Below are 23,920 nucleotides of genomic sequence, written 5' to 3' on the forward strand. Positions count from 1 at the left end.
TCCGGCGCCAATGATTATTTTACAAAATTCATCCGCCATTTTACGCGGGCATCCCCCTGCTCACTCCTGTTCATCATCCACAACCGGTAATAATTACCCGTGGCCCAGGTATTGATCGCGTTGTCATAAAAACGGCTTCCGGGATTTCCGCTTTGCCCGCCGGGATAAACCCCATAGGCTTCCGTTGGTGTACCCAGCTGCACCACCATCCGCCAGCTGGGACCATGGCTTTTTTTAACCGCATTGATGATATTCCCCCATCCTCCTACATTGAGCCCTGTGTGGGCAAAGGGTAACAGCGCCTCCTTCAGTAAATGATAAACGCTTACATCTTTAAATTTTGCCCATTCCGCCCGCCCTTCTTTTTCTATACCGGCCAGCATCTTTGCCGTTTTATTGAGGGCATCCGTTACCTGCATTTGCAGGGTTTCCTGCTCCGGCGTATTGATGTTATCAACATACCCCATAGCAGCGGAATCCTTTTTCAAGAGTTCCATCAGTGTTTCCTCCGCCGGCATTTCTACTTTAAAACCTGCCCTGGCCAATTCGTCCTGCCATACATTGGTGGAAAGCGAATCCATCCATGTCTGATAAATTGTTTGCCCTATGGAAAGCGGTCCTGCAAACAGGTCCCAACTCCTTACCTGGTCATAATATTTTTTTGCACCAGGAGTCAGCAGGCTTGTATCGGTATAGCTGAGCAACAGGGGCATCATATCCCGGGCCATGATATTAAAATAATTGTTCTGCAGCTTCATCATATCTGCTGCAGTAATATGGTTCATCGAGCGCAGGTACAGCTCTATTGCGCTGGCCCTGGGAGTGATATAAGCTCCCGGTATGTAATACGGATACGCGCCGTCTGCCGGGCGTTGATTGGCACTAAACAGGTAGCCGCGTGCCGGGTTTAGCGCATGGGGATTTTCCACCTGGGGAATATCGCCCTGCCAGTCATAGCGCCGATCCGTTCCGGGCATAACATACATGCCCTGGTTGTTCCATCGTGCCGGGAACCGGCCCTGCTGCCACAGCGCGATAGTGCCCGACTTGGAGGCGAAAACAAAATTCTGACCCGGGCATTCGAAGAATTGAATGGCATTTACATAGTCGTCGTAATTCTTTGCCCGGTTCAGCAGGTAGAAGGTGTTTCCATCATCACCGGTATGATGTGCTGTCCATTTAACAGCCAGCCCGTTCTGTTTGGTTAAGGTATCCCGGAAGCTTTCGTCGTACATCACCGGGCCAAAAACGGTATAGGCTACCGTATCATAAACGGTAGCGCCGCCTTTTACTTTAATGGCTTCAATCCGCTGCTGCGCCAGCTTCCACCGGTTTTCGAACCAGTACGCATTGCGCAGGCTGTCTTTAAACCGGATGGCATAATAATCCTTTACATCCCGTTGGGCGTTGGTAACGCCCCAGGCAATGCTGTCGTTAAAACCAATGATTACAAACGGACTACCTGGCAGGGTTGCTCCATAGGTGTTACCTTGCGGGGTACTAAGTTGCATCTCGTACCATATCGATGGCAGCGATAATTCGAGGTGAGGATCATTGGCCAGGATGGGCGCGCTGCTCGCTGTTTTACTGCCCGCCACTACCCAGTTATTGCTGCCGTTATCCCTGTCGGGAGTATATTGTTCAAAAGCAGTTACCGGCGGCACTTCTTTAAAATAGGCTGAATCTGCGTCAGCAGGCATCACTGGTGTGATGGCCGGTTTGGCAAAGGCATCACCCGGTGGCACAATCGGCTTCAGGGAGTCCGGTATCTGCGGGTACAGCAGATTGATCTGACTGGTTGAAAAAACCTGGTGCAGCCGGGAGTAGGCCAGATCTTTTTCAGTTCCCGAAGCCAGCATCTTGGCCATCATTTTCAGCAGCAGCGCTGTTCTTAAATTGGTCCATTCCTCAGGTTCAAAATTCAGGATCTTATATTCGAGCGGAAGATCACTTTTTTTTAGTGAGTGGATATAAGCATTAACCCCTGCGGTATAAGCCGTATATACTGCACGCGCCTTCGGGTCCTTTTCCATCGTATGCAACGAGTTCTCCGCCGCGAACTTCATTCCCAGCCGCCGCTGTTCGCGGTCATAGTTGATCGCTTTCGCCCCTGCAATTTCACTCACCCTGCCTTCCGCGGCCTTTGTCTGCAGGTCCATTTGAAACAACCTGAATTTCGCATGCAGGTAGCCCTGTACAAAATAAAGATCTTCGTCATTTTCTGCAAATACATGCGGCACCAGGCGTTCATCAAAATAAACTTCCGCTTTTCCCTTTAACTGTGGAAATGAAAGATCGGCGTTAAAACCGGCGGCAGTGTCTTCGGCATTTTGCCAGAAACCTGTTTGCGGGCTTAAGAAATTACCAACAGGCATGGGCACTTTATCGCCCAGGGGTCGGTTCAGCAAATATACCAGCAATACAGTAGCAGCAGTAGTGAACAGGAACGAAATGATTCTCATAAATAGACCTTGTATCAGCAAGTTAAGGATTAAAAGCCAATCCGGAAAAAGCCCCTTCCCAAAATAAACCAGAAAGTCCCGGTTTATTTCTTCCTGGCCGGTGCATCCTCCTGCTCCTTTGGCTTTTTCCTGCCCGATTCGATCAGCGCCCGTTGCAACAGGTATTCGATCTGCCCGTTCACACTCCTGAACTCGTCAGCAGCCCACTTCTCCAGTAAATTGTACGCTGCCTGATCGATCCGCAATACAAAGCTCTTCTTCTCTTTCAAGGTCCCGTTTTTATTGATACAATGTTCCGGCATTTAATACCGGTGTTGCCGCTTTCTCACCACAGAGCACTACCATCAGGTTGCTGACCATGGCAGCTTTCCGTTCGTCATCCAGTTCCACAATATTTTCCTGCGACAATTTTTTCAATGCCAGGTCAACCATGCCCACAGCGCCTTCTACGATCTTGATCCTGGCTGCAACAATAGCTGTTGCCTGCTGCCGTTGCAACATGGCGCCGGCTATTTCCGGAGCATAGGCCAGGTGACTGATGCGCGCTTCCTGTATAACAATGCCCGCCGGTTCCAGGCGTTCGGCCAGCTCCTGCTCCAGGATCTTGTTTACCCGCTCACCGCCATCCCGTAGCGTGATCTCTGCCTGTTCATCCTCCATGCTGTCGTAAGCAAAACTTACAGCGAGGTGCCGCACCGCCGCTTCACTTTGGGTGCGCACATAATCGATATAATTGGCTACCTGGTAGGCCGCCTTATAGGTATCGCCTACCCGCCAAACAATCACCGCCCCTATCTCAATTGGGTTGCCCATTTTATCATTCACCTTTAAGGTTTGGCCCTGGAAGTTCTGGTATCGCAAGCTGAGCTTATAACTACCATACAGCGGATTTACAAAGAACAGCCCGTTCTCTTTGACAGAGCCTACATACTTCCCGAAAAAATTCAACACCCTCGAATGGTTGGGCTGTATGATCATGAGCCCTTTCAGAAAAAACATACTCAGCAGCATCAGCAAAATACCACCAACCAACCACGGAACCTGATGCTCCGCGTTTACAAGCAGGTAGATACCAATTCCGGTCAGCGCAATGGCGATTACCAGTGCAAGGTAACCGGACATGGGTTTTAATGATTTTTCCATAGTTTTAATTTGATATTAAAATAATATCATAAAGATACAAAGGATTTCCCGCGTTCAAAATTTTATTTTCCGGATGTTTCAGGGCTGTTTCGAAAGCAGCGACACAATGCGGCGGGCAATGATCCGGTTTCCTTTATCGGAAGGATGCAGGCCGTCATAGGTAAGGCCGATGGCCGCTTCAGGGTATGGATATTCATCCGTTTCGGGGTTAAACGGGATTTTTTGAAAATCAGGAAACTCATAACGGCGATATTTACCGGTGGCAGGATCCTTCAACCATTTAAAACGGACCAGGTCTTTTTCCCTGAGTTCAGGATCATTATAAAGATCGATACACTCCAGTCCTTCCATTGCAGCAATGTTTTTAACAGCAGCAGCCACCTGCTTTAACGACTGGCCATCTTTATCTTTATAAGATCCCCATGCATTGTTTTTCATATTGAACAGGTAAACAAAATCGGTCCGCTGCAACGGTGTTATCAAAATAATCCGGGCATTGGGATTGCTCTTGCGCAGACCGCTCACAATGATCCGGAACGACCCATAAATGGTGCCTTCACCGGATGCAGCTTTATAATCATTCACCGATCCAACCGGCCGGCCCTGCCACCAGTCGTTGGTTCCCAGTAATACCGTGTATACATCCGCAAAGGGTATGTACAACGAATCAAAATTTGCGGCAATACGCCCTGCCGTCCAGCCGTTATACCCCTTATTTGTATAATGCACAAAGGGCAATTGCTCTGTTACCAGTGTCAGATATCCTTTCGCAACCCGGTTACCGGTTTCATTCAAATGTTCATTCAGGTAGGTGATGCTGTCGCCAATGGCCACCCATTTAATATCCTGCTTTTTAAACCCGCTAATCAGGAGGAAAAAGAACAGCAATGCAATCGTTCGTTTTTTCATTTTCATGGAATAATTTCAAACAGGAATACCTGTGTTTTTTCTTCCTTGCTAAAATTGTTGTCGGCGATCAGCAACAACGAATAATGCCCATTGGCCAATTTCGGACCCAGTGTAATCCCTTCTACATTGTCGATATAGCGGTTGAGATCATTCATATTGAGCAACAATTTTTTTGAAACCGGCTGGTATGTTTTATCGGTATCCAGGCCGCTTTTCCCGAATACATCCGTTGCTCCGTCCAGGTCCGCTATGTAAATCTTTATCGTGCAATAGGAATTCCCCATCGAAAACGAGCGTTCCATCACCAGCAAGCGGTGTTCATCAAGCACCATGATTTCGGAAATACCGTTTACGCGGAAAGCCGTGGCCGGATTGGGTTTACGGGCTACAGCATCCAGCAGGTAGGCATATTGCGCAATTGGTTTGTGAGACACCGCATCATATTTCAGGATCCGTACCGGGGCGCCGGCGTAATCCACATCCGCCCTCGGGCCATCTTCATACAAAGGCTCTTCTACACTTACAAAAAGATGGCGGTAATCGTTTGTGAAACCCAGCCCTTCAAATACGCCGTTTACCCGCGGACCGTTTTCCGTTGTGTGCACATGCATGTTTGGCGGTAACGCAAAACTATCCAGGTACTGACCCTGCAGGTCCATTTCCCACACCCAGGGGTCTTTTATATTGATGGTGCCATTCCGCTCTGCACGGTCTCCCTCGCTGGACCATACCAACCGGTTGGTTCTCGGATTAAAGCGGATGGATTCCGGATCGGCTGCTTCCTGAGCGCCTTCTTTTAAGGATGGAAACGTTTTGCCGTTGGCCATTTTAAGGGTTTGCACACCGGTAAAGAAAATGGTATCGATCTTATTGCCGGAGATCCGGATGCGCGCCGTATAAAAACGCGAAGGACTGGTGGCGGACCGTTCATCACTAATGATAAAATACTGATCGCTGCTGCGGTCGTAATCAATACCCGATAAGCCCCCCACCCAGGTATTTTTATATTGCAGCTCAAAAGGAAGCTCATATTCATCCAGGAATTTCAATTGTGTGATGGACAGGGGTGCCGCCGGATGTGGTAAGGAAGCAGTGTTCCGCTGTACGGCACATCCGGTTATCAGGAAGATAAACACAGCTAAAATTGAAGATTTCATAGCTTTAAAACAGGTACAAAACTAAAGTTTTTTTACCAAGTGCGCGGTGTTCCGGGCCTGTTGAACGATACCTGCAAATGCAGTAACCAGTTTGACAAAACAGTCTATAAAAAAACGACGCAGCGCACGCTTGCTACAATACGAAAAGTTGAATGGTACTTCATCAAGCAGGATGGCGATCTCATATAAAACTCCGGGGCAGCTGACAAGCCTGCTAACGCATCCGGATAGCAGAAAAAAATGTTACAAGCCTGTAAGCCGGATTCTGTATCCCGCCCGGGGCGGGATGGTTATCATTTATCTGTTCAGAGAGTTGCCTCAATGAATCCATCTACCTACCCTTCCTGCCATCCCGCCGTAGCGGAATTGTAAACGAGCAGCTCACATTTTAAAACAGACCGTTTTAAAAAGCAGGATTTACATGGTATTTCAGCATACAAGGTTTACCCGTATTCAACATTACTGTTAAACACCGTGAGCTCTTACCTCACATTTTCACCCTCATGGCGCCTGTGGCGCCACAGTTATTTTCTGTGGCACTGTCTGTTGTTCCGCCCGGGGCGAAACACCCGGCTATTCACCGGTGTATTGCTCTGTGCTGTCCGGACTTTCCTCCCATCGCAACGCGAAAGGCGATAACCCGGCTTGTAACCCTGCAAAGTTAGAATCTAAAATTCAGAATGCAAAACCAGGCATTACCCGGTGCGCCAAAACTGCTGCTCTTAATATTTAAAATGGATCTCCGTAGCGCCGTAACCATAAGACGGATGATACTGGTTTACAAAATAACGCACCTCTTTTTTCCGCCGCAATGCATCATGGATTTCATCCCGGAGCCGTCCGGTTCCTACCCCATGAATAATGGTGAGCATGGGTTGCATATGGGCCACGGCCAGGTTGTAAAATTTTTCAAACGTATCCAGCTGAAGCGTCAGCATTTCAAAATTGTCCATGCGTGCCGCATTGTCCGTTAATTTCTCGATGTGCAGATCCACCACGCTTCTGGCCGGTTCCAGGTGCTTGCGGGCTTCCTTTGCATTGTACACTTTAAATTTTTCCCCCAGTTTACTGAGCGATATTTCCATGGGATCGGCCTCCGGCGCTTTGTCGGGATAAGCATCAAACAACCTGTATGAAAAAGTTGCCAGGTTTTTCTGCCGTAGTTCTTCAATTTTTGCAAAAAGTTGTTTGGGCTTTATTTTAACGGCGGTTTCAAAATGCGTTGCTTTCTGTTTATTGGGCTGTGCCAGTGAAAATTCAAACTCGAAAGAAGGGCTGTCACTCATATCCTCAAAGGGAACATCGTGGATATAAAAACTCTGAAACGGCTGTATGGTATTCTTTAACTCAAATTCAGGTGCACCAAAAAAGCCCAGTGCATATTTAAACTGGTAGGCGGTGCGTGTATTGTTTACAAGATGCACTTTGAGCAGTTCCACCACCTCGTCGCCAAACTCGTCCGTATCTGAAACGGGCAAAAAATTCAGCCATACCCCGTCCTCCTTTTTTTCGGGGAGTTTTTTTTCCTTCTTCAGGTCGTCAATAAACCGGCGGGGCGCTGCCGGTGATTGTTTTTTCTTTTGTGTAAAATTCTTAAAATATGGAAAATCGATCTGGTCCAGGTACACCGGAAACTTCACCCCGCGTACATCCACCATTACCATTTTGTCGTTTATAAAATCAACAATGATTCCTTCTTCGTCCGAATGCAGGATCAACACTTTATCGCCTATCTGATATTTCACAAGCAAATATACGTAGCTCCCGGTTACCAATACAGCCACCGCTAAGAAATGAAGATGCTCCAGGCAGATCTTTAACACCTGTGCAACGGAACACCTTGTTTTTTCGCTGCATGGCAGCTGCGCTTAGGGATGGGCAGGCTGTCAGCCTGCTTTTTTTGCCAGCTTACTGTTCCGGTACCCGTATAAAAAATAGATCGTCAATCCGATCGCCATCCATACAAAGAACCACAGCCAGCTGATGGCCGGAATTTCGGTCAGCAGATAAAGACAGGATAAAACACCCATTACCGGAACAAATGAGTATTTCCGGATGACCGTTTTAACGGCAATAACCGTGGCCATAACGAGGAACAACAGAAAGAGGATTTCCTGATAACCCTCATTACCAATATTGCGAAACGACTGAACGGTTCGCTCCCGGAACAGGTAAATAAATATGATCAGCAATATCGGAATGATATAACGGCCATTGAGATAAGGGATTCTAAATTTACCGGCTTCTTTGCCTACCGGCGGCAGGATGAGTAGTCCGCCGCAAACCAGGATGAATGCAAATAAGGTTCCGATGCTTGTTAAGTCAGTCATCAGACTGCTTTCCAGAAACAACGCACCAAATCCTACAATGGCCCCTGTTAACAAGGTAGAGAAAGATGGCGTTTTATAACGGGGATGAATCTTTTGAAAGACCCGGGGTAGCAACCCGTCCCGGCTCATGCTCATCCAGATCCTTGGCTGACCGATCTGAAACACCAGCAACACTGATGTTGTTGCCACCACTGCACTAACAGAAACAATTTTCTCCACCCAGGGCGCTCTTTTTTCAAAGACAAAGGCCAGTGGATCCGAAACATTTTTAAACGATGCATAGTTTTCGATTCCTGTGAGTACAAGTGCAACCGCAATATACAGTACTGTGCAGATCAGCAATGAATAGATCATACTTCGTGGCAGGTCACGCTGCGGATTCCGGCATTCTTCCGCCGTTGTAGAAATGGCATCAAACCCTATATACGCATAAAAGACTGCTGAAACACCTTTCAAAACACCCTCAAAACGATTGGGTAAAAAGGGCGTCCAGTTATTGGTATCTACGAAAAAAGCACCAACAACAATAATAAAGATGATTACCGCAATCTTGAACATGACCATAAAATTGGCCGATTGCTTACTTTCTTTGATTCCAATATACGCGAGCCAGGTAATGAGTGCCGTAATGATAAAGGCAGGAAGATTCAGGAATACGGGCATGGATCCAATCCTTGGCGCGTTGTTATATGCATCAACAGCAAACCGGTAATTTTTCAGCTCCTCCGGTGCAAGTCCGGCTGTGTTTCCTGCAAGCGCTTTTACTGCTCCCTGGTAGGCATTGATTGCCGTTTCCGGATCCACCAGCAACCAATCCGGCAGGTGGATATGAAATACATGCACCAGCAAATTATTAAAATAACCGCTCCAGGAAATGGCCACCACAATATTACCGATCGCGTATTCCAGGATAAGCGCCCATCCTATTACCCAGGCCACAATTTCACCAAAACTAACATAAGAGTATGTGTATGCACTGCCTGATACCGGAACCCGGCTGGCAAACTCCGCATAACATAAGGCCGAAAAACCACAGGTAACGGCTGTAATAATAAATAACAACGAAACACCCGGCCCCCCATGATAAGCGGCGCTTCCGATGGTTGAAAAAATGCCGGCTCCCACTACTGCCGCGATTCCCAGAAACGTTAGATCTTTTACAGTTAGTATTTTATTAAGGCCGTGCAGCTGTTCTTCCGGCTCGGCAATAATGTTTTCTATCTTTTTCTTTCGAAAGATCGAGCCCCCCATCTATGATGAATTTTAGTGAAAATATTATAAAATGATGAGTTTTTGTAATTTATCTACCTAATTTTCTCTTTTTACCAGTTGCTGGGCCAACTCTTTCAGCGGCATTTTTCTTTTAGAAACCACCGCCATATCATCAAAATGTTGCAGCGCCTCATTTAAAAACCGGTGTTTGAGCTCAATAGCCCAACCATCAATATTACAGTCCCTGTAAATTTTTAACACCCGGGTTACCTTATCCGGGTCATTTCCAGCCAGGAGCGCATCCAGTTCTTGTTTTTGCGCGCCCTTAGCTTCGGCAAGGGCCTTTATCAGCAGGAAGGTTTTTTTATTGGCGAGGATATCGCCCCCTGCCTGTTTACCAAACTTTTCGGGATTACCAAAGGCATCCAGGTAATCGTCCTGAACCTGGAAAGCCAGCCCGATCTTTTTTCCCGCCTGGTATAAAAGATCGAGGTTGCCATAGCTCCCTCCACCCAGGATGCCGCCCATCTGTAAACTGGCCGCAAGCAACACAGACGTTTTTTGAGTGATCATTTCCAGGTACTCCTCCATCGTTACATCCCCGCGCTGCTCAAAATCCATATCCAGCTGCTGTCCTTCGCAAACTGCAACCGCCGTATGATTAAACAGTTCCAATATCCGCTGTACCAGCACAACATCAACACGGGAAATATATTCATAAGCCCGGATCATCATTACGTCGCCGGCAAGGATGGCCGTACTTTCGCTATACTTGGTATGTACCGTTTGCTGCCCCCGGCGCAGCGGCGCTTTATCCATAATATCATCATGGATCAATGTAAAATTGTGAAATAATTCAATGGCTGTGGCTACATTCCAGGCATCGGGATGTATATCTCCGAATAACTCGTTTGCCATCAGGCAGAGCACCGGACGTAACCGTTTTCCTCCAAGTGATAAAAAATAGTTATTGGGCTCATAGAGGGTATGCGGCTCCTGCGGAAAATGTGTTTTTTCAAATGTTTCGGAAAATAAGGCGGATAATTCTTCGAATGTATGCATGGCTCAAAAATAATGGTTCTTGCTCAAAAAACAGCTTTTCAACGATCCCGGTTGCGGCTCCCTGCCTGCCTGCTAAAATGAACCGCGGCCGGGATATCGAATGGCAGCATCGCTGGTCATGGGCGGTTGCTATCCCATAGAGAATCGGCGTTCGTACCGCTGCAATTCCATTGCCCAATACGGGATCAAACAATGTTCCGGATCATTATCGCATTTCCAATTTTTAACTCTGCAGCGTGTCTTTTATTGGATAGCCGGCATTGGCTTTTTATATTTTTGATTGATACCGTTGCTGTATATATACAGAAAACAATGTGATGGGGATCTTAGCACTGAGCACCCTCCACTCTGCCATATGGCAGCTTTTTTGAAAGCCGGAGAACGCGCGGATAAAGACATGCTCTATGGCATTCCTTACAACGCAATCTCCCTTTTCATAAATCCTGTCTACAATTCGCATACATTTTATCACAACGGGCAGGTTATGCGCTGCAAGCATTCTTTTTACAAAACCAACCAGTACGTTCATAATATGAGGGCTATTTTCCAACCCGAGGGGTGTTTTCAACGCACCATATACCGCCGGCAATTCGTCTTCAATCAGCGCCCGGATTTCATATCGATTCATCTCTGTTTATTTATGGCTACCTGCGGCTAAATTCATTCCATTTATCCAATCAAAAATAAAATTTTGATAACCAATACATTAGAAGCAAGAATATCAGATTATATCAAATAACAGCCGATCAAAATGAAAAATACCATTTCATTTTGAAATGGTATGAATACAGTTTTCCGTTACCGCTTGATTTTATGGAGATTATTTCTTCTTTTTCGACCTGCTATTTTTAACAGGAGTGTTCAATGTGGCCGGTTTCACCCAATGATAGTCCAGATAACGTTTTTCGAGATTTGCAGCCACAACCTGAATGCGGACCTTATCTCCCATGGTAAACCGGATGCCGGTGCGCATGCCCACGATGGCATAATCGGCCTCCGAATGTTTAAATACATCATATTCCGCAAGGCTGGTCATGCCCACCATGCCTTCACACAAATGATCCACGGTTTCGGCCCAGAAACCAAATTTGGAAACTCCGCTTATAATGGCATCGAATTCCTCTCCGACGAACTGTTGCATATACTCCACCTGCTTGTATTTATTGGCACTGCGCTCGGCTTCCATGGCTGCCCGTTCACGCTCGCTGCAATGCTTGCATTTCTCTTCGAGCTTCTTGTCTATTTTCGCCTTGTCTTCAAGGATCTCCAGCAGGATGCGGTGTACCATAATATCCGGGTAACGCCGTATGGGCGAAGTAAAATGACAATAATTCTCAAAGCCGAGCCCGTAGTGCCCGATATTGGAAGAAGTATATTTTGCCTTGGCCATCGTGCGTATACCCAGCTGCTGCAGTACCGCTTCTTCCGGCCGGCCCTTGATATCTTTTAATAATTTATCAAAAGAGGCTGCAATGGTCTCGGCACTTGAAATGTCAAATTTATACCCGAACTTATGGGCAAAGGCTACAAAGGGCAATAATTTTTCCTCATCCGGGGTATCATGGATCCGGTACGGGAATGGTAAGGTTTTATTGTTAATCTTTACTTTTGAAGCTGTTTCTGCTACGTACTTGTTGGCCAGCAGCATCAGTTCCTCAATCAGCTGGTGTGCTTCCTTACTTACTTTTAATACAATGCCGGTGGGCACGCCATTCGCATCCAGTTTAAACCGGACCTCGGTGGAGTTGAAGTTGATCGCGCCTTCATCAAAACGGTTCTGACGCAGCCGCTGCGACAATTTGTTTACCAGGCCAATCACTTCTGCATGATCGCCCTGGCCGGTTTCAATGATCGTCTGCGCCTCTTCGTAAGTAAAACGCCTTTTTGAGCGGATCACTGTTTTCCCCAGCCAATACTGCTTTACTTCCGCTTTTTCGTTTAGCTGGAAGATGGCAGAAAAGGTGAGCTTGTCTTCATCCGGCCTCAAAGAACATAAGATATTGGATATATGTTCCGGCAACATCGGGTTTACCCGGTCGGGCAGGTAAACCGAAGTAGCCCGCAGGTATGCTTCATCATCCAGCGCTGTACCCGGAACTACATAATGACTTACATCAGCGATATGCACCCCTACTTCGTAATTGCCGTTTTTCAATATCCGGAATGAAATAGCATCGTCGAAATCTTTGGCATCTTCAGGATCGATGGTAAAGGTGAGAATGTTGCGAATGTCTTTCCGCTTTGCCAGGTCTTCTTTTGTAATCGCATCCGGAATACGATTGGCCACTTCCATGGCGTCCTCAGAAAAGGATAATGGAAACCCTTTTTCGAGCAGGGTCTCTTTCATGGCTATATCACCGGAACGCGCTTCGTCCAGTATGGAAACAATGGCTCCTACCGGGCGCTTGTCTTCTTTTTCCCAGCGCAGCATTTTGGCTACTACTTTTTGTCCGTTCAATGCTCCGTTCAGGTGCTCTTCCGCTATATAAATATCCGGCAATCCTTTTTCTTTGTCGCCCAGTACAAAACCAAATCCCCGGTTTAGCTGAAGGGTGCCGATAAACTCTGTACGGTTCCGCTGCACTACTTCCATGATCTTTCCCTTGAGTTTGGCATCATAACCAGACGTAAGTTTTACCCGAACCACATCCCCGTCCATCGCATTACGCAGATCTTCGGGACGGATCAGCACATCTTCCTCCAGACCCGGAACGATCACAAAACCCCTTCCGGATTTTGTAACCTCCAGTGTTCCTTTCAACAATTGCTCTCCACCAGAAGATGTTTTACTTTTTTTCTTCTTTACTTTTTTTGCCATAGCATATTTGTGATTTTTCAAAGTTTTGAATAAAATCCCCGATCAAGGTATCAAATTTTTTGCTCCCATCCAATAAAAAGCGATGACGCACGGGCAACGCGAACAGCGCTACCGCCTCCAGCTGCGCTTTAAACCGAAGTAATCGCACGCTGTCTTTTTCAGTGGTAATGAATGCCGCGGTTCCGTTTTTAAAGGCGTTGTAGTCAAGCAGCAGCCGGTCGATATCTTCCGGCCGGAAGTCATAATGATCTTCAAAGTAAAAGGTCCGGATCTCTTTTTTGTACTGTTGCAGCTGTTCTTTCAGCGGCTCGGGGTTTGCGATCCCGGTTACCAGCAGCAGCGTATCAATACCATCCGGCGACCATTCTTTTTCTCCGAAAACGGGGTATAAATTTCCGTATTCTAATGCTGCAAAAAAAACCAGCTGGCCGGGCAGCGGGTTGATTTCATACCGAATTGCCTGTTGTTCCGCCTCCGGTAATACCGGGGGACATTTGGTGACCACAATACAATCGGCTTTTTTATAGTGCGACTTAAGATCCCGCAACTGTCCCGCCGGCAGGTACGCGTCACCGGTGAACCGGTTATCATATGCTGTAAGAAGGATATTCAGTCCCGATGTAACAGCCCGATGCTGAAAGGCATCATCCAGCAGGATTACCTCCGGCGGCTCTCGCCGGAGCAGTTCTTCAATGGCCGTTGCCCTTTTTTCTGCCACGGCTACGGTGATCTCCGGAAATTTTGTATGAAACTGCATGGGTTCATCCCCGATCATGACCGCTGTAGCATCATTACCTGCTACCAGGAATCCGCGGGTTCTTCTACCATATCCACGACTGACGGTTGCCAGCCGGTACCGGTCTTTTAATAAACGTACGATATATTCCACCATGGGCGACTTGCCGGTGCCTCCTACCGAAAGGTTACCGATACAGATCACCGGCAGCGGATAGGAGCGGCTTTTTTTTAAGCCCGAATCATACAAAAAGCTAAAAATGCGAACGCCTGCAATATAAAGCCATGAAACTGGTAACAGTAATTTATATTTTTTTTTGATAACGTTCTTAAAACTCATAAATCCGTTGCGGCGTAATACAATAGTTTAAAGGTACGTCAAATTTATCGGTATCTGCGATCAGAGGCAGCGGTTCAAAATAACTTAACCCAACCAGGAGGGTATCTGGCCGTACATTTTTCAAATACCGGTCATATACACCCTTCCCGTATCCCACCCGGTATCCACGTTCATCAAAGCATAACAGGGGCACAAACACAAGGTCCAGTTCCCTGGGTTGAGCCACGGTGCCGTTCAGTGGTTCGCTGATTCCAAATTCATTTACATTAAATAAAGTCTCGTCATCTACCCAAACCGCTTCCATTACAGAAGTTCGGGAATCATATACCGGGTAGGCGATCCGCATGCCGGGGTTCCGGAATTCGAGATAACCAAGCATGGCCTCGGTGCTGATCTCTTTGCGGCGTTCAATGGCCGCATAGCTCAATACCGCATGCAAGGGTGGCATGGGAAGTTGCTGTATCTTAATCAATAACAGATCATCCCATACAGCCTGTTGCTTTAATGTAATCCGGGCGCGTTTCTGCAAATATTCTGTCCTTGCTTCCGACTTGAGCATTGGTAAAGGTACTAAAAACCTGCGAGCTTGCTTTCCGTTTTCAAAACTACCGGCTATTCCGGCTGATTGATAAAAACGGAAAAAATGGTAGTGCCGTAGTTTTTCTCAAAGCTGTATTGCTCAAATTGCTTGTAGTCGTTCCTTGGTGTATGTTCCAGTACAAACCAACCGTTCTCCTTTAGCAGTTGTCTGCCAATAATTAGCTTTGGCAGCTCATCAATGGTTGTAAGTGCATAAGGCGGACCGGCAAAAATGAAATCATATTGGGTCGTGCAACTTTCGAGGTATTTAAAAACATCCATTTTTACAAATTTCATGTTTTCAATTTTGAGGGTGGCGGCTGTTTTTTTTATAAATTCAAACATCACATTGTCTTTTTCCACGATGGTCAGGTCGCCCGCACCCCGGCTGGCCAGTTCATAACTGATGCTGCCGGTACCACCAAACAGATCCAGGGTTTTGATATCGTCAAAATCGATCCGGTGCTGCAATACGTTAAAGAGTCCTTCTTTGGCTACATCTGTGGTGGGCCTTGTATAAGGCATTTTAGCGGGGGGATTAATCTTTCTTCCGCCTAGTGCACCGGCGATAATTCGCATAGGGCAATTTGTTTTAAAGTCGTAAAATAATGCGGCGGGCAGGGTTGTTCTGTTTCGGCCATCCAACCAGCATTCATCAGCCGGATATTCAGGAAATAGGCATACAGCATTTTATACAACTGAGAATCGGCGTCTACCAATCCTGAGATATTTAACTGCACTTCTGTTTGCGACAGCTGATGCATTTCGGCGATCTTTAACAGGTAAAACAAGAGGTCTTCCGGCGCCCGGTAGGTATAATGCTGCGCCAGCAGTAGTGCACCATTGCTTACCACTACTACTGAAAATGTATGATCAATCACATTCACATCCATAACAGATCCGCTGCCGTCCTGCATCGCTTCTGCAATGCGGATTTTTTGCAGGTGCCAGTACGAGGCACCCGGTATATGATGAATGCACTGGTTCAGCAATGTAAAAGGCACGGAATAATTCAGAGAGATATCGTTTCCCACGTGCTCACTTAAAATGTGATCCTGCGGATCACCACCGGCAAGGTGCAGCAGGGCACTATTGTCGCCCCGGTTCAACGCCGCCGGCAGCAGGGTATACGCCGGAAAATCAAAAGCAATGATCTTTTTCTGGAAGGGATTTTGGATTTCAGGAATTTCCGACAGCAGTTCCTGCAGGCTGCTTTTTTCTGTCGAAAACCATTTTAGTGTTCCCAGTTTCGACCCCAATGCATCGCAAACCGCATAGGCCAGATACCCCGGGCCGGTTTGAACAGCTAAAACACTGTATTCCGGGTCTAAAAAATATGTTCCGTTTATTTCAAATCGAGCCTGCACTTACTTTTTTTATTAGGGAGCAAACGTACATAAAATTTTCCATTTCGGTTGTTGTATTGCAGCCGGAGGGCTATCGCCACAGATCCGCTGAACCATAGAAATTCTGCGACGGCCGCGGAGAACTTTCCCGCCGCTCTTCGCAGATTTTTTACGCAGATGGGGTCAGTCTACCTGCCGCGGCCTGCTATTTATGAACAGATATCATATCGCGTACTTAGAAACATCAGCAAAGATCCGCGAAACAATCAGCGCTGTCAGCTGGAAAGCGATCACATTACGGATACAGTAAATATTGTTTCCGCATCTTTTTATACGCTGACAGTCCCGGTTCCCAGCTCTTCCGGATCTCTTCCTCGGACCGGCCCTCGACGATCTGTTTTTTAAATTCATAAACACCCGCCAGTTTATCAATATCACCAATCTGGTTGCTTTGGGTCTTATCGAAAAATTTGGAGGGATCCGGATAGGCCTTGTACAGTTCCATCATCCACCGGATATTAATCCTGCGATCCCGCATCAGTTCTGTCATATCATATTCCCGCAGATCCAGCCCGTAACAAACCTGGTCTTTATGCAGCGGGGTGGCGCTCATTCCCTTAATGGCTACCGGTGTAAATGAGAACGCGTACCTTCCCTTCAGCGCCGGCGCACCCAATACGGTAAAGGGATACTGCGTTCCGCGTCCCTGGCTGATAATGGTTCCCTCAAACAAACAAAGTGAGGGATACAATAAGATGCTTTGCTGGGTGTTCAGGTTGGGAGACGGAGCCACCGGCAATGTGTATGGCAGATCGTGCTTATAATGTGCTACCGGAATGATCTTTATATTCGCTTTCATTTTATTCGGCAGCCATCCTTCGCCGTTAATCATTTGCGCCAGCTCCCCGATAGTGAGCCCATGCGCAATAGGGATGGGATAGGCACCAATGCCCGACTTCAGCCGCATATCCAGCACGGGACCGTCTACGAGGTAACCATTCGGGTTGGGCCGGTCAAGGATCAATAGTTCTTTATTATTTTCAGCACAGGCTTCCATGATCCTTCCCATCACATTGATATAGGTATAAAACCGGGTACCCACATCCTGTACATCAAAGATCATGATATCCACATCAGCCAGGTCTTCCTTTGAGGGCTTACTCTTTTTACCATATAATGAAATAACAGGAATACCGGTTTTGGCATCCACAGCATCGCTCACCGAAGCCCCCGCGTCGGCATCTCCACGAAAGCCATGCTCGGGACCAAATACTTTTACGATTTTAACACCCCGTTCCAGCAAACTGTCTACCAGGTGCCGGTGCCCGATACGCGTAGTAGGATTGGCCAGCACTCCTACCCTTTTACCGCTCAGGTAGGGGACATATTTTTCGGTTTGATCGGCACCGGTTTTGATGGTCCGTTCCGGGTTCGCAGGCAGCGTTTTGGAAACCCTGGCTGTGGCACAGGACACACATGTTGCAATCAGTAACAAATTTAAAAGAATCAGCTTCATATTGTTTATTTATCATTCAATCAGGCAGCTGCTAAAATACAGCTTCATCGGGATATAACCGGCAGGTATCGGGAGGCCCGTATGCAAACCGGGCATCAGAGACAAAACTAACACTTGTTATTAAAAAGAAATTTCCCCTACATTTGTCAAAACAAAAACAAGATGTTACCCAAAGAAATATATGTCCTCTCCGCCGTTCGTACCCCTATCGGCAGCTTTGGAGGAGCGCTAAAAGAGCTAAGTGCTACCCAACTGGGGGCGATTGTTATTAAAGGCGCGCTTGCGAAAGCCGGTATTGCCCCGGAACAGGTCAACGATGTGATTATGGGGTCGGTGCTACAGGCGAACCTGGGACAGGCTCCGGCCCGCCAGGCAGCGAAATTTGCGGGTTTGCCGGACCAGGTCAATTGTACTACCATCAACAAGGTTTGTGCGAGCGGTATGAAGGCGATTGCCAGTGCTGTGCAGCACATTGCCCTGGGGGATGCCGATATTGTGATTGCCGGTGGTATGGAAAGCATGAGCAATGTACCGTTTTACCTCGACAAAATGCGCTGGGGCAATAAATACGGAAATGTAGCGGCTGTTGATGGTTTGGCAAAAGATGGCTTAACCGATGTATACAATGGTGACGCTATGGGCATGGCAGCAGAATTATGTGCCGGTGAATGTGGTATTTCAAGGGAAGAACAGGATGCCTTTGCCGCTGAAAGCTATCGCCGCAGCCAGCATGCCTGGGAAGCGGGGAAATTTGATGAAGAAGTGATACCGGTTGAAATCCCATCCCGTAAAGGAGCTCCCATTACCATATCCAAAGATGAAGAACCGTTTAACGTGAAGTTTGATAAAATAGCAACCCTGAAACCCGCGTTTAAAAAGGACGGTACGGTTACCGCGGCAAACGCCAGTACCATGAATGATGGTGCCGCCGCACTGGTGCTTATCAGCAAAGAAAAAGCCGAAGCACTGGGATTGCGCCCCATTGCAAAGATCCTGTCTTACGCCGATGCCGAACAGGCCCCCGAATGGTTTACTACAACGCCCTCCCTGGCCGTTCCCAAGGCGGTTGAAAAAGCGGGATTGAAAATGACCGATATTGATTTTTGGGAACTGAACGAAGCCTTCAGCGTGGTGGGCATTGAAAATACCCGGCGGATGAAGCTGAACCCCGAAGTCGTAAATGTAAACGGAGGGGCTGTGTCCATCGGGCATCCCCTTGGTGCCAGCGGCGCGCGCATCATTGTAACATTGATCCATGTGCTGCAACAGAACAAGAGTCGCTATGGCGCAGCAGGCATTTGTAACGGTGGTGGCGGCGCCAGCGCAATGGTAGTAGAGCGGATAATTTAAAAATGAGGTAATGGGTCAGCGACCATGAGTCCAGTTGAGGTTAGGGAGAAGTTTTGGTCAGAAGTATAGGATATCAGTCTTCAGTTTTTCGTTATGAGCATCATACAAAATCTGATGTTAAGCCTTAAACGTTGAATCTGGAACAAGCGTTCATCGTTTAGCCTTCAGTTTTTAGTAGCGACACCAGATATCATACAGGATCTAATGTGAAACCAGCGGATTATAACATTTTCCCTTCCATCAGTCTCCCTGTCGCCCAAAAACATATGAAAATGTGTATGTGTGCAAATATGGAAATGGGATTGCATCGCAAGCATGCAACAATATCCAACGTTAAACCTTGAACTTGGAACCTGAAACAAGCGTTCAGCCCTCAGCGTTTAGCTTTCAGCCTGACGGCTGATCGCCTTTATGATCTTCACCGCATGCTCCCGCGAATTTTCAATAAACAAGCGGTGCGTGTTCATACCGCCGCAAATGACGCCGGCCAAATAAACGCCCTTTACGCTTGATTCGTGTGTTTCCGGATTCAGGATCGGGCAACGTACTGCATCCCTGCTCAGCTCGATACCCATATCCTCCAGAAATTGCAGATTGGGCTGATACCCGGTCGCTGCTATTACAAAATCATTCTTCAAAGTGACCATTCCTTCAGGTGTGTCAATGTCCACCTCATGTTCCCTTATTTCCCTTACAGTGGAATTAAAGAATGCCCGGATGGAACCCTCATGAATGCGGTTCTCAATATCCGGACGTACCCAGTATTTTACCCGGGTTCCTATTTCAGATCCGCGGACTACCATGGTAACCCGTGCACCTTTTCGCCAGGTTTCCAGCGCCGCATCCACGCCGGAATTCATCGCCCCCACTACAATCACATCCTGGAAGGCATAAAAATGCGGGTCCTTATAATAATGAGTCACCTTGGGTAGTTCTTCTCCCGGTACATTCAGCAAGTAAGGTATGTCATAAAAACCGGTAGCAATGATGATATGATCTGCTGTATATGTACTCCGGGTTGTGATCACCTCAAAAAGATCCACCGTCCGTTCTACCTGTTGCACGGTTTCAAACAACCGGATGTTCAGCTGAAAGGTGCTGGTTACCCGGCGGTAATATTCGAGCGCTTCGTTCCGCGTGGGTTTAGGATTATTGGAAACAAAAGGCACTCCGCCAATCTCCAGCCGCTCCGAAGTGGAGAAAAAGGTCATGTTTACGGGATAATTGTAAAGCGAATTTACCAGGCTCCCCTTTTCCAAAACAACATAGTCAAGGCCTGCTTTTTGTGCTTCAATGGCGCAGGCCAGACCAATCGGGCCGCCTCCGATAATGATGATCGAAAAATGCTGCATCCTGCAAATTTCAAGGTTCAGCTTCCCAATACCAAATTTTATGCGGAACAGGGTATGACCAGGGCGAAGACCAGGGCAAAACGGGCGCCCATGTTTAGATCACCACAACAAATGTGGTCACCTGTGTTTCCGGAATACCGGTCCTTGAAAAGCAAGGTTCGTCCATATACGCAACGGAAAACAGGGAATAATCCTTCTTTGGTATTCTGACGCATCTCACTTAAATTTGCCACTCTTAAAAATGACAATTTACAAAGTATGGCAAGGAGTATAGCTTTCAGAGAAGCCCTCAGAGAGGCAATGACCGAAGAAATGAGAAGAGACGACCGCGTGTTTCTGATGGGTGAGGAAGTAGCTGAATATAATGGTGCTTACAAAGTAAGCCAGGGAATGCTGGCCGAATTTGGTGACAAACGGGTGATTGACACTCCGATTTCCGAGTTAGGTTTTGCTGCAGTTGGTGTAGGTGCCGCTCAAAACGGCCTCCGTCCGATTGTGGAGTTCATGACCTGGAACTTTGCTGTTCTGGCCCTGGATCAAATTTTAAATACCGCTTCTAAAATGCTGGCAATGAGCGGGGGGCAAGTTTCATGTCCAATTGTTTTCCGTGGCGGAAACGGCTCGGCAGGACAGTTGGGCGCACAGCACTCCACCGCATTCGAAGCGCTGTACGCCAATATTCCGGGCATCAAGGTGGTTTCTCCAAGCACGCCTTACGATGCCAAAGGGCTTTTAAAACAGGCCATCCGGTACGAAGAAGACCCGGTAATGTTTATGGAAAGTGAAGTCATGTATGGCGATAAAATGGAAGTGCCGGAAGAAGAATATTATATTGAACTGGGCAAGGCCGATGTAAAAAAAGCCGGAACCGATGTGACCATTATTTCTTTTAATAAAATGATGAAAGTGGCGCTGGGTGCTGCTGCCGAGCTGGAAAAAGAAGGCATCAGCGCGGAAGTGATCGACCTGAGAACCATCCGGCCGCTGGATATGGATACCATCCTTGCCAGCGTACGCAAAACCAACCGGCTGGTGATCGTGGAAGAACAATGGCCCTTTGCCTCCGTTTCCTCTGAGATCTCTTACCGGGTTCAGAAAGATGCCTTTGACTACCTGGATGCGCCCATACGCCGGATTACAGCCGCGGACGCTCCGCTGCACTACGCCCCCAACCTGGTAGCAGCAGCGTTACCCGATGTTCCCCGTACAGTAAAACTGGTGAAAGAAGTGATGTATATGAAGAAGTAACCCGTTGATCGGGCCCTGCTGGAATGCTCCCGGATGTTGTGTATCCTGATTATTTATTTAAAAAGATCCTGTGCCAAAAAATAAAAACAACGATAATCAACACGAGATTCTGATCATAGACGACGAAGCATCCATAAGAAAAACGCTGTCGGAGATCCTTTCCTTTGAAGGATATAAAATTTCTGAAGCTACCGACGGCGAAGAAGGATTGAAGTTATTTTCAGAAAAAGCATTTAATGCCGTTTTGTGCGACATTAAAATGCCCAAGATGGACGGCCTTGAGTTCCTCGAAAAAGCTACGGCCCTTTCACCCGACGTTCCGGTTATTATGATTTCGGGCCACGGCACCATCGAAACCGCGGTTGAGGCCGTTAAAAAAGGCGCCTATGATTTTATTTCCAAACCACCGGATCTGAACCGCCTCCTGATCACCATTCGCAATGCCATGGAAAAAACATCCCTGGTTGCGGAAACCAAGGTACTCCGGAAAAAAGTATCCAAGGTTCAGGAAATCGTAGGTACTTCAGCCCCTATTCAAAAAATTAAAGAAACCATCAATAAAGTGGCTCCCACCGAGGCGCGCGTGCTGGTAACCGGCGCCAATGGTGTTGGAAAAGAATTGGTGGCCCGCTGGATCCATGAATTAAGCAACCGCTCCAACAGCCCGCTCGTGGAAGTGAACTGCGCCGCAATACCAACCGAATTAATTGAATCTGAATTATTTGGACACGAAAAAGGATCTTTTACTTCAGCAATAAAACAGCGCATTGGAAAATTCGAGCAGGCCAATGGCGGCACCCTGTTCCTGGATGAGATCGGCGATATGAGTCTGAATGCACAGGCCAAAGTGCTGCGTGCCTTACAGGAAGGAAAGATCACCCGGGTGGGTGCCGATAAAGATATTAATGTAGACGTTCGGGTTATAGCGGCTACTAACAAGGACCTGCTCCAGGAAGTTGAAGATAAAAACTTCCGGCTGGATCTGTACCACCGGTTGAGTGTGATCCTCATCAATGTTCCTTCCCTTAATGAGCGGAAAGATGACATCCCGCTGCTGGTAGACCAGTTCCTGGACGACATTTGCAAGGATTATGGCATCGCAAAAAAGGGCATTGATGCGGGCGCTATCGAATCGCTGCAGCAATACAACTGGACCGGTAATATCCGCGAGCTCAGGAATGTGGTAGAACGGCTGGTGATCCTGAGTGGTAAAACCATTACGGCCGCAGACGTGCAGAATTATGTAGCCATTGGCTAAATAATGACAACTGGCCCCGGTATCCGGAAGCCGGCTGTTATGGGAGCGCCATCGCATCGCCAGGTAGCTTTTTTACGGTATATCATGATCAGAAAAGGCATTATCTACTTGTTAGCCAAAAGCCCGGCTCCTTTCAGAGACTTTCTGTTCAGCCTGAAGCGGTATACTCTGTTCGGAAGGCCCGTATCTCCCCCATCTTTTTTTTTGATACTGGTCGATGGCCGGAATTTCCATGGTGGTTTTGCAGACCGGATGAAGGGCATTGTTTCCTCTTTTGCTTTTTGCCTCCAGCGCCAAATCCCGTTCCGGATCCATTATACCTTTCCTTTTACATTAACCGATTTTCTGATCCCGAACACCTATGACTGGACCTTACAAAAAGGCGAAGCCATAGCGGAACATATCGCAGATGTGCGATACCTCAACCTTGTGGGGTCCTCTTCCATCCAACGCCTCCTCCGTTTAAAGAAAGCGCAAGGACAGGTGCATTGCTATGCCAACCGCGATATACTGGAAGCGCTCAACGCCCATTACCATACCCGGTATAACTGGGGCGATCTGTTCCGGCAGCTTTTCCGTCCGGCCCCCATCCTGGAGGAGGAACTCCTCAAAAAAAGAAGCATGCTGCCTTCCGGGTATATCGGCATTGCCTTCCGTTTTCAAAACCTGCTGGGCGATTTTGAAGAATACCAGGTAGCCGCGTTGCCGGAAGCCGCACAAACGGCATTAATACAGCAATGCAGCAACTTTCTGATCCGTTTTCAACAGGAGATCAGGGCGCCATTGCTGGTCACCTCCGACAGCTACCGTTTTTCCTGCTCCCTTGCGGGGCTGGAGCAGATTTATTGCTTTCCCGGGCAGAACCACCACCTCGATCACCAAACAAAAAAGTCCGCGGAAACCTATCTGAAATCCTTTACGGATTTTTTCCTGCTGTCGGAAAGCCTGAAAGTTTATGCCGCGGGAACCGCAAATATGTACCGGACCGAGTTTCCCATGTATGCGGCCCGCCTTAATGAAATACCCTTTGAACGGATCCTTATCGAATGAGTACTTGCGGAGCCAGCACCCTTAGCCACTTGCCTGCCGGCAATATTGCAACA

General features: G+C 47.5%; 20 protein-coding genes, 1 other RNA gene and 1 pseudogene. 5 read left to right on the plus strand and 17 right to left on the minus strand.

The annotated features are described in order from the left end of the window. Window positions 1–14: 14 nt before the first annotated feature. The 5 genes from LL912_RS06365 to LL912_RS06385 all read right to left on the minus strand — a co-directional run bounded on the left by LL912_RS06365 (window position 15) and on the right by LL912_RS06385 (window position 5,671). The gene (locus tag LL912_RS06365; RefSeq protein ID WP_235552742.1) at window positions 15–2,462 is read right to left on the minus strand and encodes a penicillin acylase family protein; all 2,448 of its coding nucleotides are present in this window, start codon (window positions 2,460–2,462) and stop codon (window positions 15–17) included. Between the two features lie 83 nt (window positions 2,463–2,545). After that, on the minus strand, window positions 2,546–2,731 hold the full coding sequence (locus tag LL912_RS06370) for an Arc family DNA binding domain-containing protein (RefSeq protein WP_235552743.1): 186 nt from the start codon (window positions 2,729–2,731) through the stop codon (window positions 2,546–2,548). 10 nt (window positions 2,732–2,741) lie between these two features. Then, entirely contained in the window at window positions 2,742–3,605 is an 864-nt protein-coding gene (locus LL912_RS06375; protein WP_235552744.1) for an SPFH domain-containing protein, read from the minus strand. Between the two features lie 78 nt (window positions 3,606–3,683). Continuing rightward, a complete protein-coding gene (locus tag LL912_RS06380; protein ID WP_235552745.1) occupies window positions 3,684–4,514 on the minus strand; it encodes an SGNH/GDSL hydrolase family protein in 831 nt (276 codons plus the stop codon). A gap of 2 nt (window positions 4,515–4,516) precedes the next feature. Beyond that, on the minus strand, window positions 4,517–5,671 hold the full coding sequence (locus LL912_RS06385) for an esterase-like activity of phytase family protein (RefSeq protein WP_235552746.1): 1,155 nt from the start codon (window positions 5,669–5,671) through the stop codon (window positions 4,517–4,519). A 39-nt stretch (window positions 5,672–5,710) separates the two neighbouring features. On the opposite strand from LL912_RS06385, the gene LL912_RS26315 reads away from it, so the two are divergent. Beyond that, the gene (locus tag LL912_RS26315; RefSeq protein WP_455011049.1) at window positions 5,711–5,860 is read left to right on the plus strand and encodes a hypothetical protein; all 150 of its coding nucleotides are present in this window, start codon (window positions 5,711–5,713) and stop codon (window positions 5,858–5,860) included. Window positions 5,861–5,909: 49 nt separating this feature from the next. Here LL912_RS26315 and rnpB read toward each other — a convergent pair. The 11 genes and pseudogenes from rnpB to LL912_RS06440 all read right to left on the minus strand — a co-directional run bounded on the left by rnpB (window position 5,910) and on the right by LL912_RS06440 (window position 17,609). Continuing rightward, an RNA gene (gene rnpB, locus LL912_RS06390) (RNase P RNA component class A) lies at window positions 5,910–6,323 on the minus strand. Window positions 6,324–6,393: 70 nt separating this feature from the next. Continuing rightward, window positions 6,394–7,416: a Smr/MutS family protein gene (locus LL912_RS06395; protein WP_235552747.1), complete on the minus strand. Its 1,023-nt coding sequence runs from the start codon at window positions 7,414–7,416 to the stop codon at window positions 6,394–6,396. Window positions 7,417–7,557: 141 nt separating this feature from the next. Continuing rightward, entirely contained in the window at window positions 7,558–9,252 is a 1,695-nt protein-coding gene (locus tag LL912_RS06400; protein ID WP_235552748.1) for an amino acid permease, read from the minus strand. A 57-nt stretch (window positions 9,253–9,309) separates the two neighbouring features. Continuing rightward, window positions 9,310–10,275, minus strand: a complete 966-nt coding sequence (locus LL912_RS06405; protein WP_235552749.1) for a polyprenyl synthetase family protein — start codon at window positions 10,273–10,275, stop codon at window positions 9,310–9,312. 268 nt (window positions 10,276–10,543) lie between these two features. Continuing rightward, entirely contained in the window at window positions 10,544–10,903 is a 360-nt protein-coding gene (locus LL912_RS06410) for a DUF7674 family protein (RefSeq protein ID WP_235552750.1), read from the minus strand. Window positions 10,904–11,095: 192 nt separating this feature from the next. Beyond that, entirely contained in the window at window positions 11,096–13,093 is a 1,998-nt protein-coding gene (rnr, locus tag LL912_RS06415) for a ribonuclease R (protein WP_235552751.1), read from the minus strand. A 100-nt stretch (window positions 13,094–13,193) separates the two neighbouring features. Continuing rightward, window positions 13,194–14,168 (minus strand): annotated as a pseudogene (lpxK, locus tag LL912_RS06420) (tetraacyldisaccharide 4'-kinase); the annotation flags it as partial. Then, on the minus strand, window positions 14,158–14,727 hold the full coding sequence (locus tag LL912_RS06425) for a 5-formyltetrahydrofolate cyclo-ligase (protein WP_255785599.1): 570 nt from the start codon (window positions 14,725–14,727) through the stop codon (window positions 14,158–14,160). The pseudogene lpxK and the gene LL912_RS06425, both read right to left, overlap by 11 nt. A gap of 53 nt (window positions 14,728–14,780) precedes the next feature. Next, on the minus strand, window positions 14,781–15,326 hold the full coding sequence (locus LL912_RS06430; protein ID WP_235552754.1) for an RsmD family RNA methyltransferase: 546 nt from the start codon (window positions 15,324–15,326) through the stop codon (window positions 14,781–14,783). Continuing rightward, window positions 15,302–16,114 carry a DUF3822 family protein gene (locus tag LL912_RS06435; protein WP_235552755.1) on the minus strand — a complete coding sequence of 271 codons (813 nt, stop codon included), beginning with the start codon at window positions 16,112–16,114 and terminating at the stop codon, window positions 15,302–15,304. The genes LL912_RS06430 and LL912_RS06435 overlap by 25 nt, the downstream gene beginning before the upstream one ends. 274 nt (window positions 16,115–16,388) lie before the next feature. Continuing rightward, the gene (locus tag LL912_RS06440) at window positions 16,389–17,609 is read right to left on the minus strand and encodes an exo-beta-N-acetylmuramidase NamZ family protein (protein ID WP_235552756.1); all 1,221 of its coding nucleotides are present in this window, start codon (window positions 17,607–17,609) and stop codon (window positions 16,389–16,391) included. Window positions 17,610–17,771: 162 nt separating this feature from the next. On the opposite strand from LL912_RS06440, the gene LL912_RS06445 reads away from it, so the two are divergent. Next, window positions 17,772–18,959, plus strand: coding sequence for a thiolase family protein (locus LL912_RS06445; RefSeq protein ID WP_235552757.1), 1,188 nt, complete (start codon window positions 17,772–17,774; stop codon window positions 18,957–18,959). A gap of 380 nt (window positions 18,960–19,339) precedes the next feature. Here LL912_RS06445 and LL912_RS06450 read toward each other — a convergent pair whose 3' ends face one another. Further along, the gene (locus tag LL912_RS06450) at window positions 19,340–20,311 is read right to left on the minus strand and encodes a YpdA family putative bacillithiol disulfide reductase (RefSeq protein WP_235552758.1); all 972 of its coding nucleotides are present in this window, start codon (window positions 20,309–20,311) and stop codon (window positions 19,340–19,342) included. A gap of 258 nt (window positions 20,312–20,569) precedes the next feature. Between LL912_RS06450 and LL912_RS06455 the strand changes: the two genes are divergently transcribed. The 3 genes from LL912_RS06455 (at window position 20,570) to LL912_RS06465 (ending at window position 23,867) form a co-directional block, all read left to right on the plus strand. After that, the gene (locus LL912_RS06455; protein ID WP_235552759.1) at window positions 20,570–21,559 is read left to right on the plus strand and encodes a pyruvate dehydrogenase complex E1 component subunit beta; all 990 of its coding nucleotides are present in this window, start codon (window positions 20,570–20,572) and stop codon (window positions 21,557–21,559) included. A 70-nt stretch (window positions 21,560–21,629) separates the two neighbouring features. Then, window positions 21,630–22,817 carry a sigma-54-dependent transcriptional regulator gene (locus tag LL912_RS06460; protein WP_235552760.1) on the plus strand — a complete coding sequence of 396 codons (1,188 nt, stop codon included), beginning with the start codon at window positions 21,630–21,632 and terminating at the stop codon, window positions 22,815–22,817. 3 nt (window positions 22,818–22,820) lie between these two features. Continuing rightward, window positions 22,821–23,867 carry a hypothetical protein gene (locus tag LL912_RS06465; protein WP_235552761.1) on the plus strand — a complete coding sequence of 349 codons (1,047 nt, stop codon included), beginning with the start codon at window positions 22,821–22,823 and terminating at the stop codon, window positions 23,865–23,867. Window positions 23,868–23,920: the final 53 nt, after the last annotated feature.

This window comes from Niabella agricola (assembly GCF_021538615.1).
Lineage (GTDB): Bacteria > Bacteroidota > Bacteroidia > Chitinophagales > Chitinophagaceae > Niabella > Niabella agricola.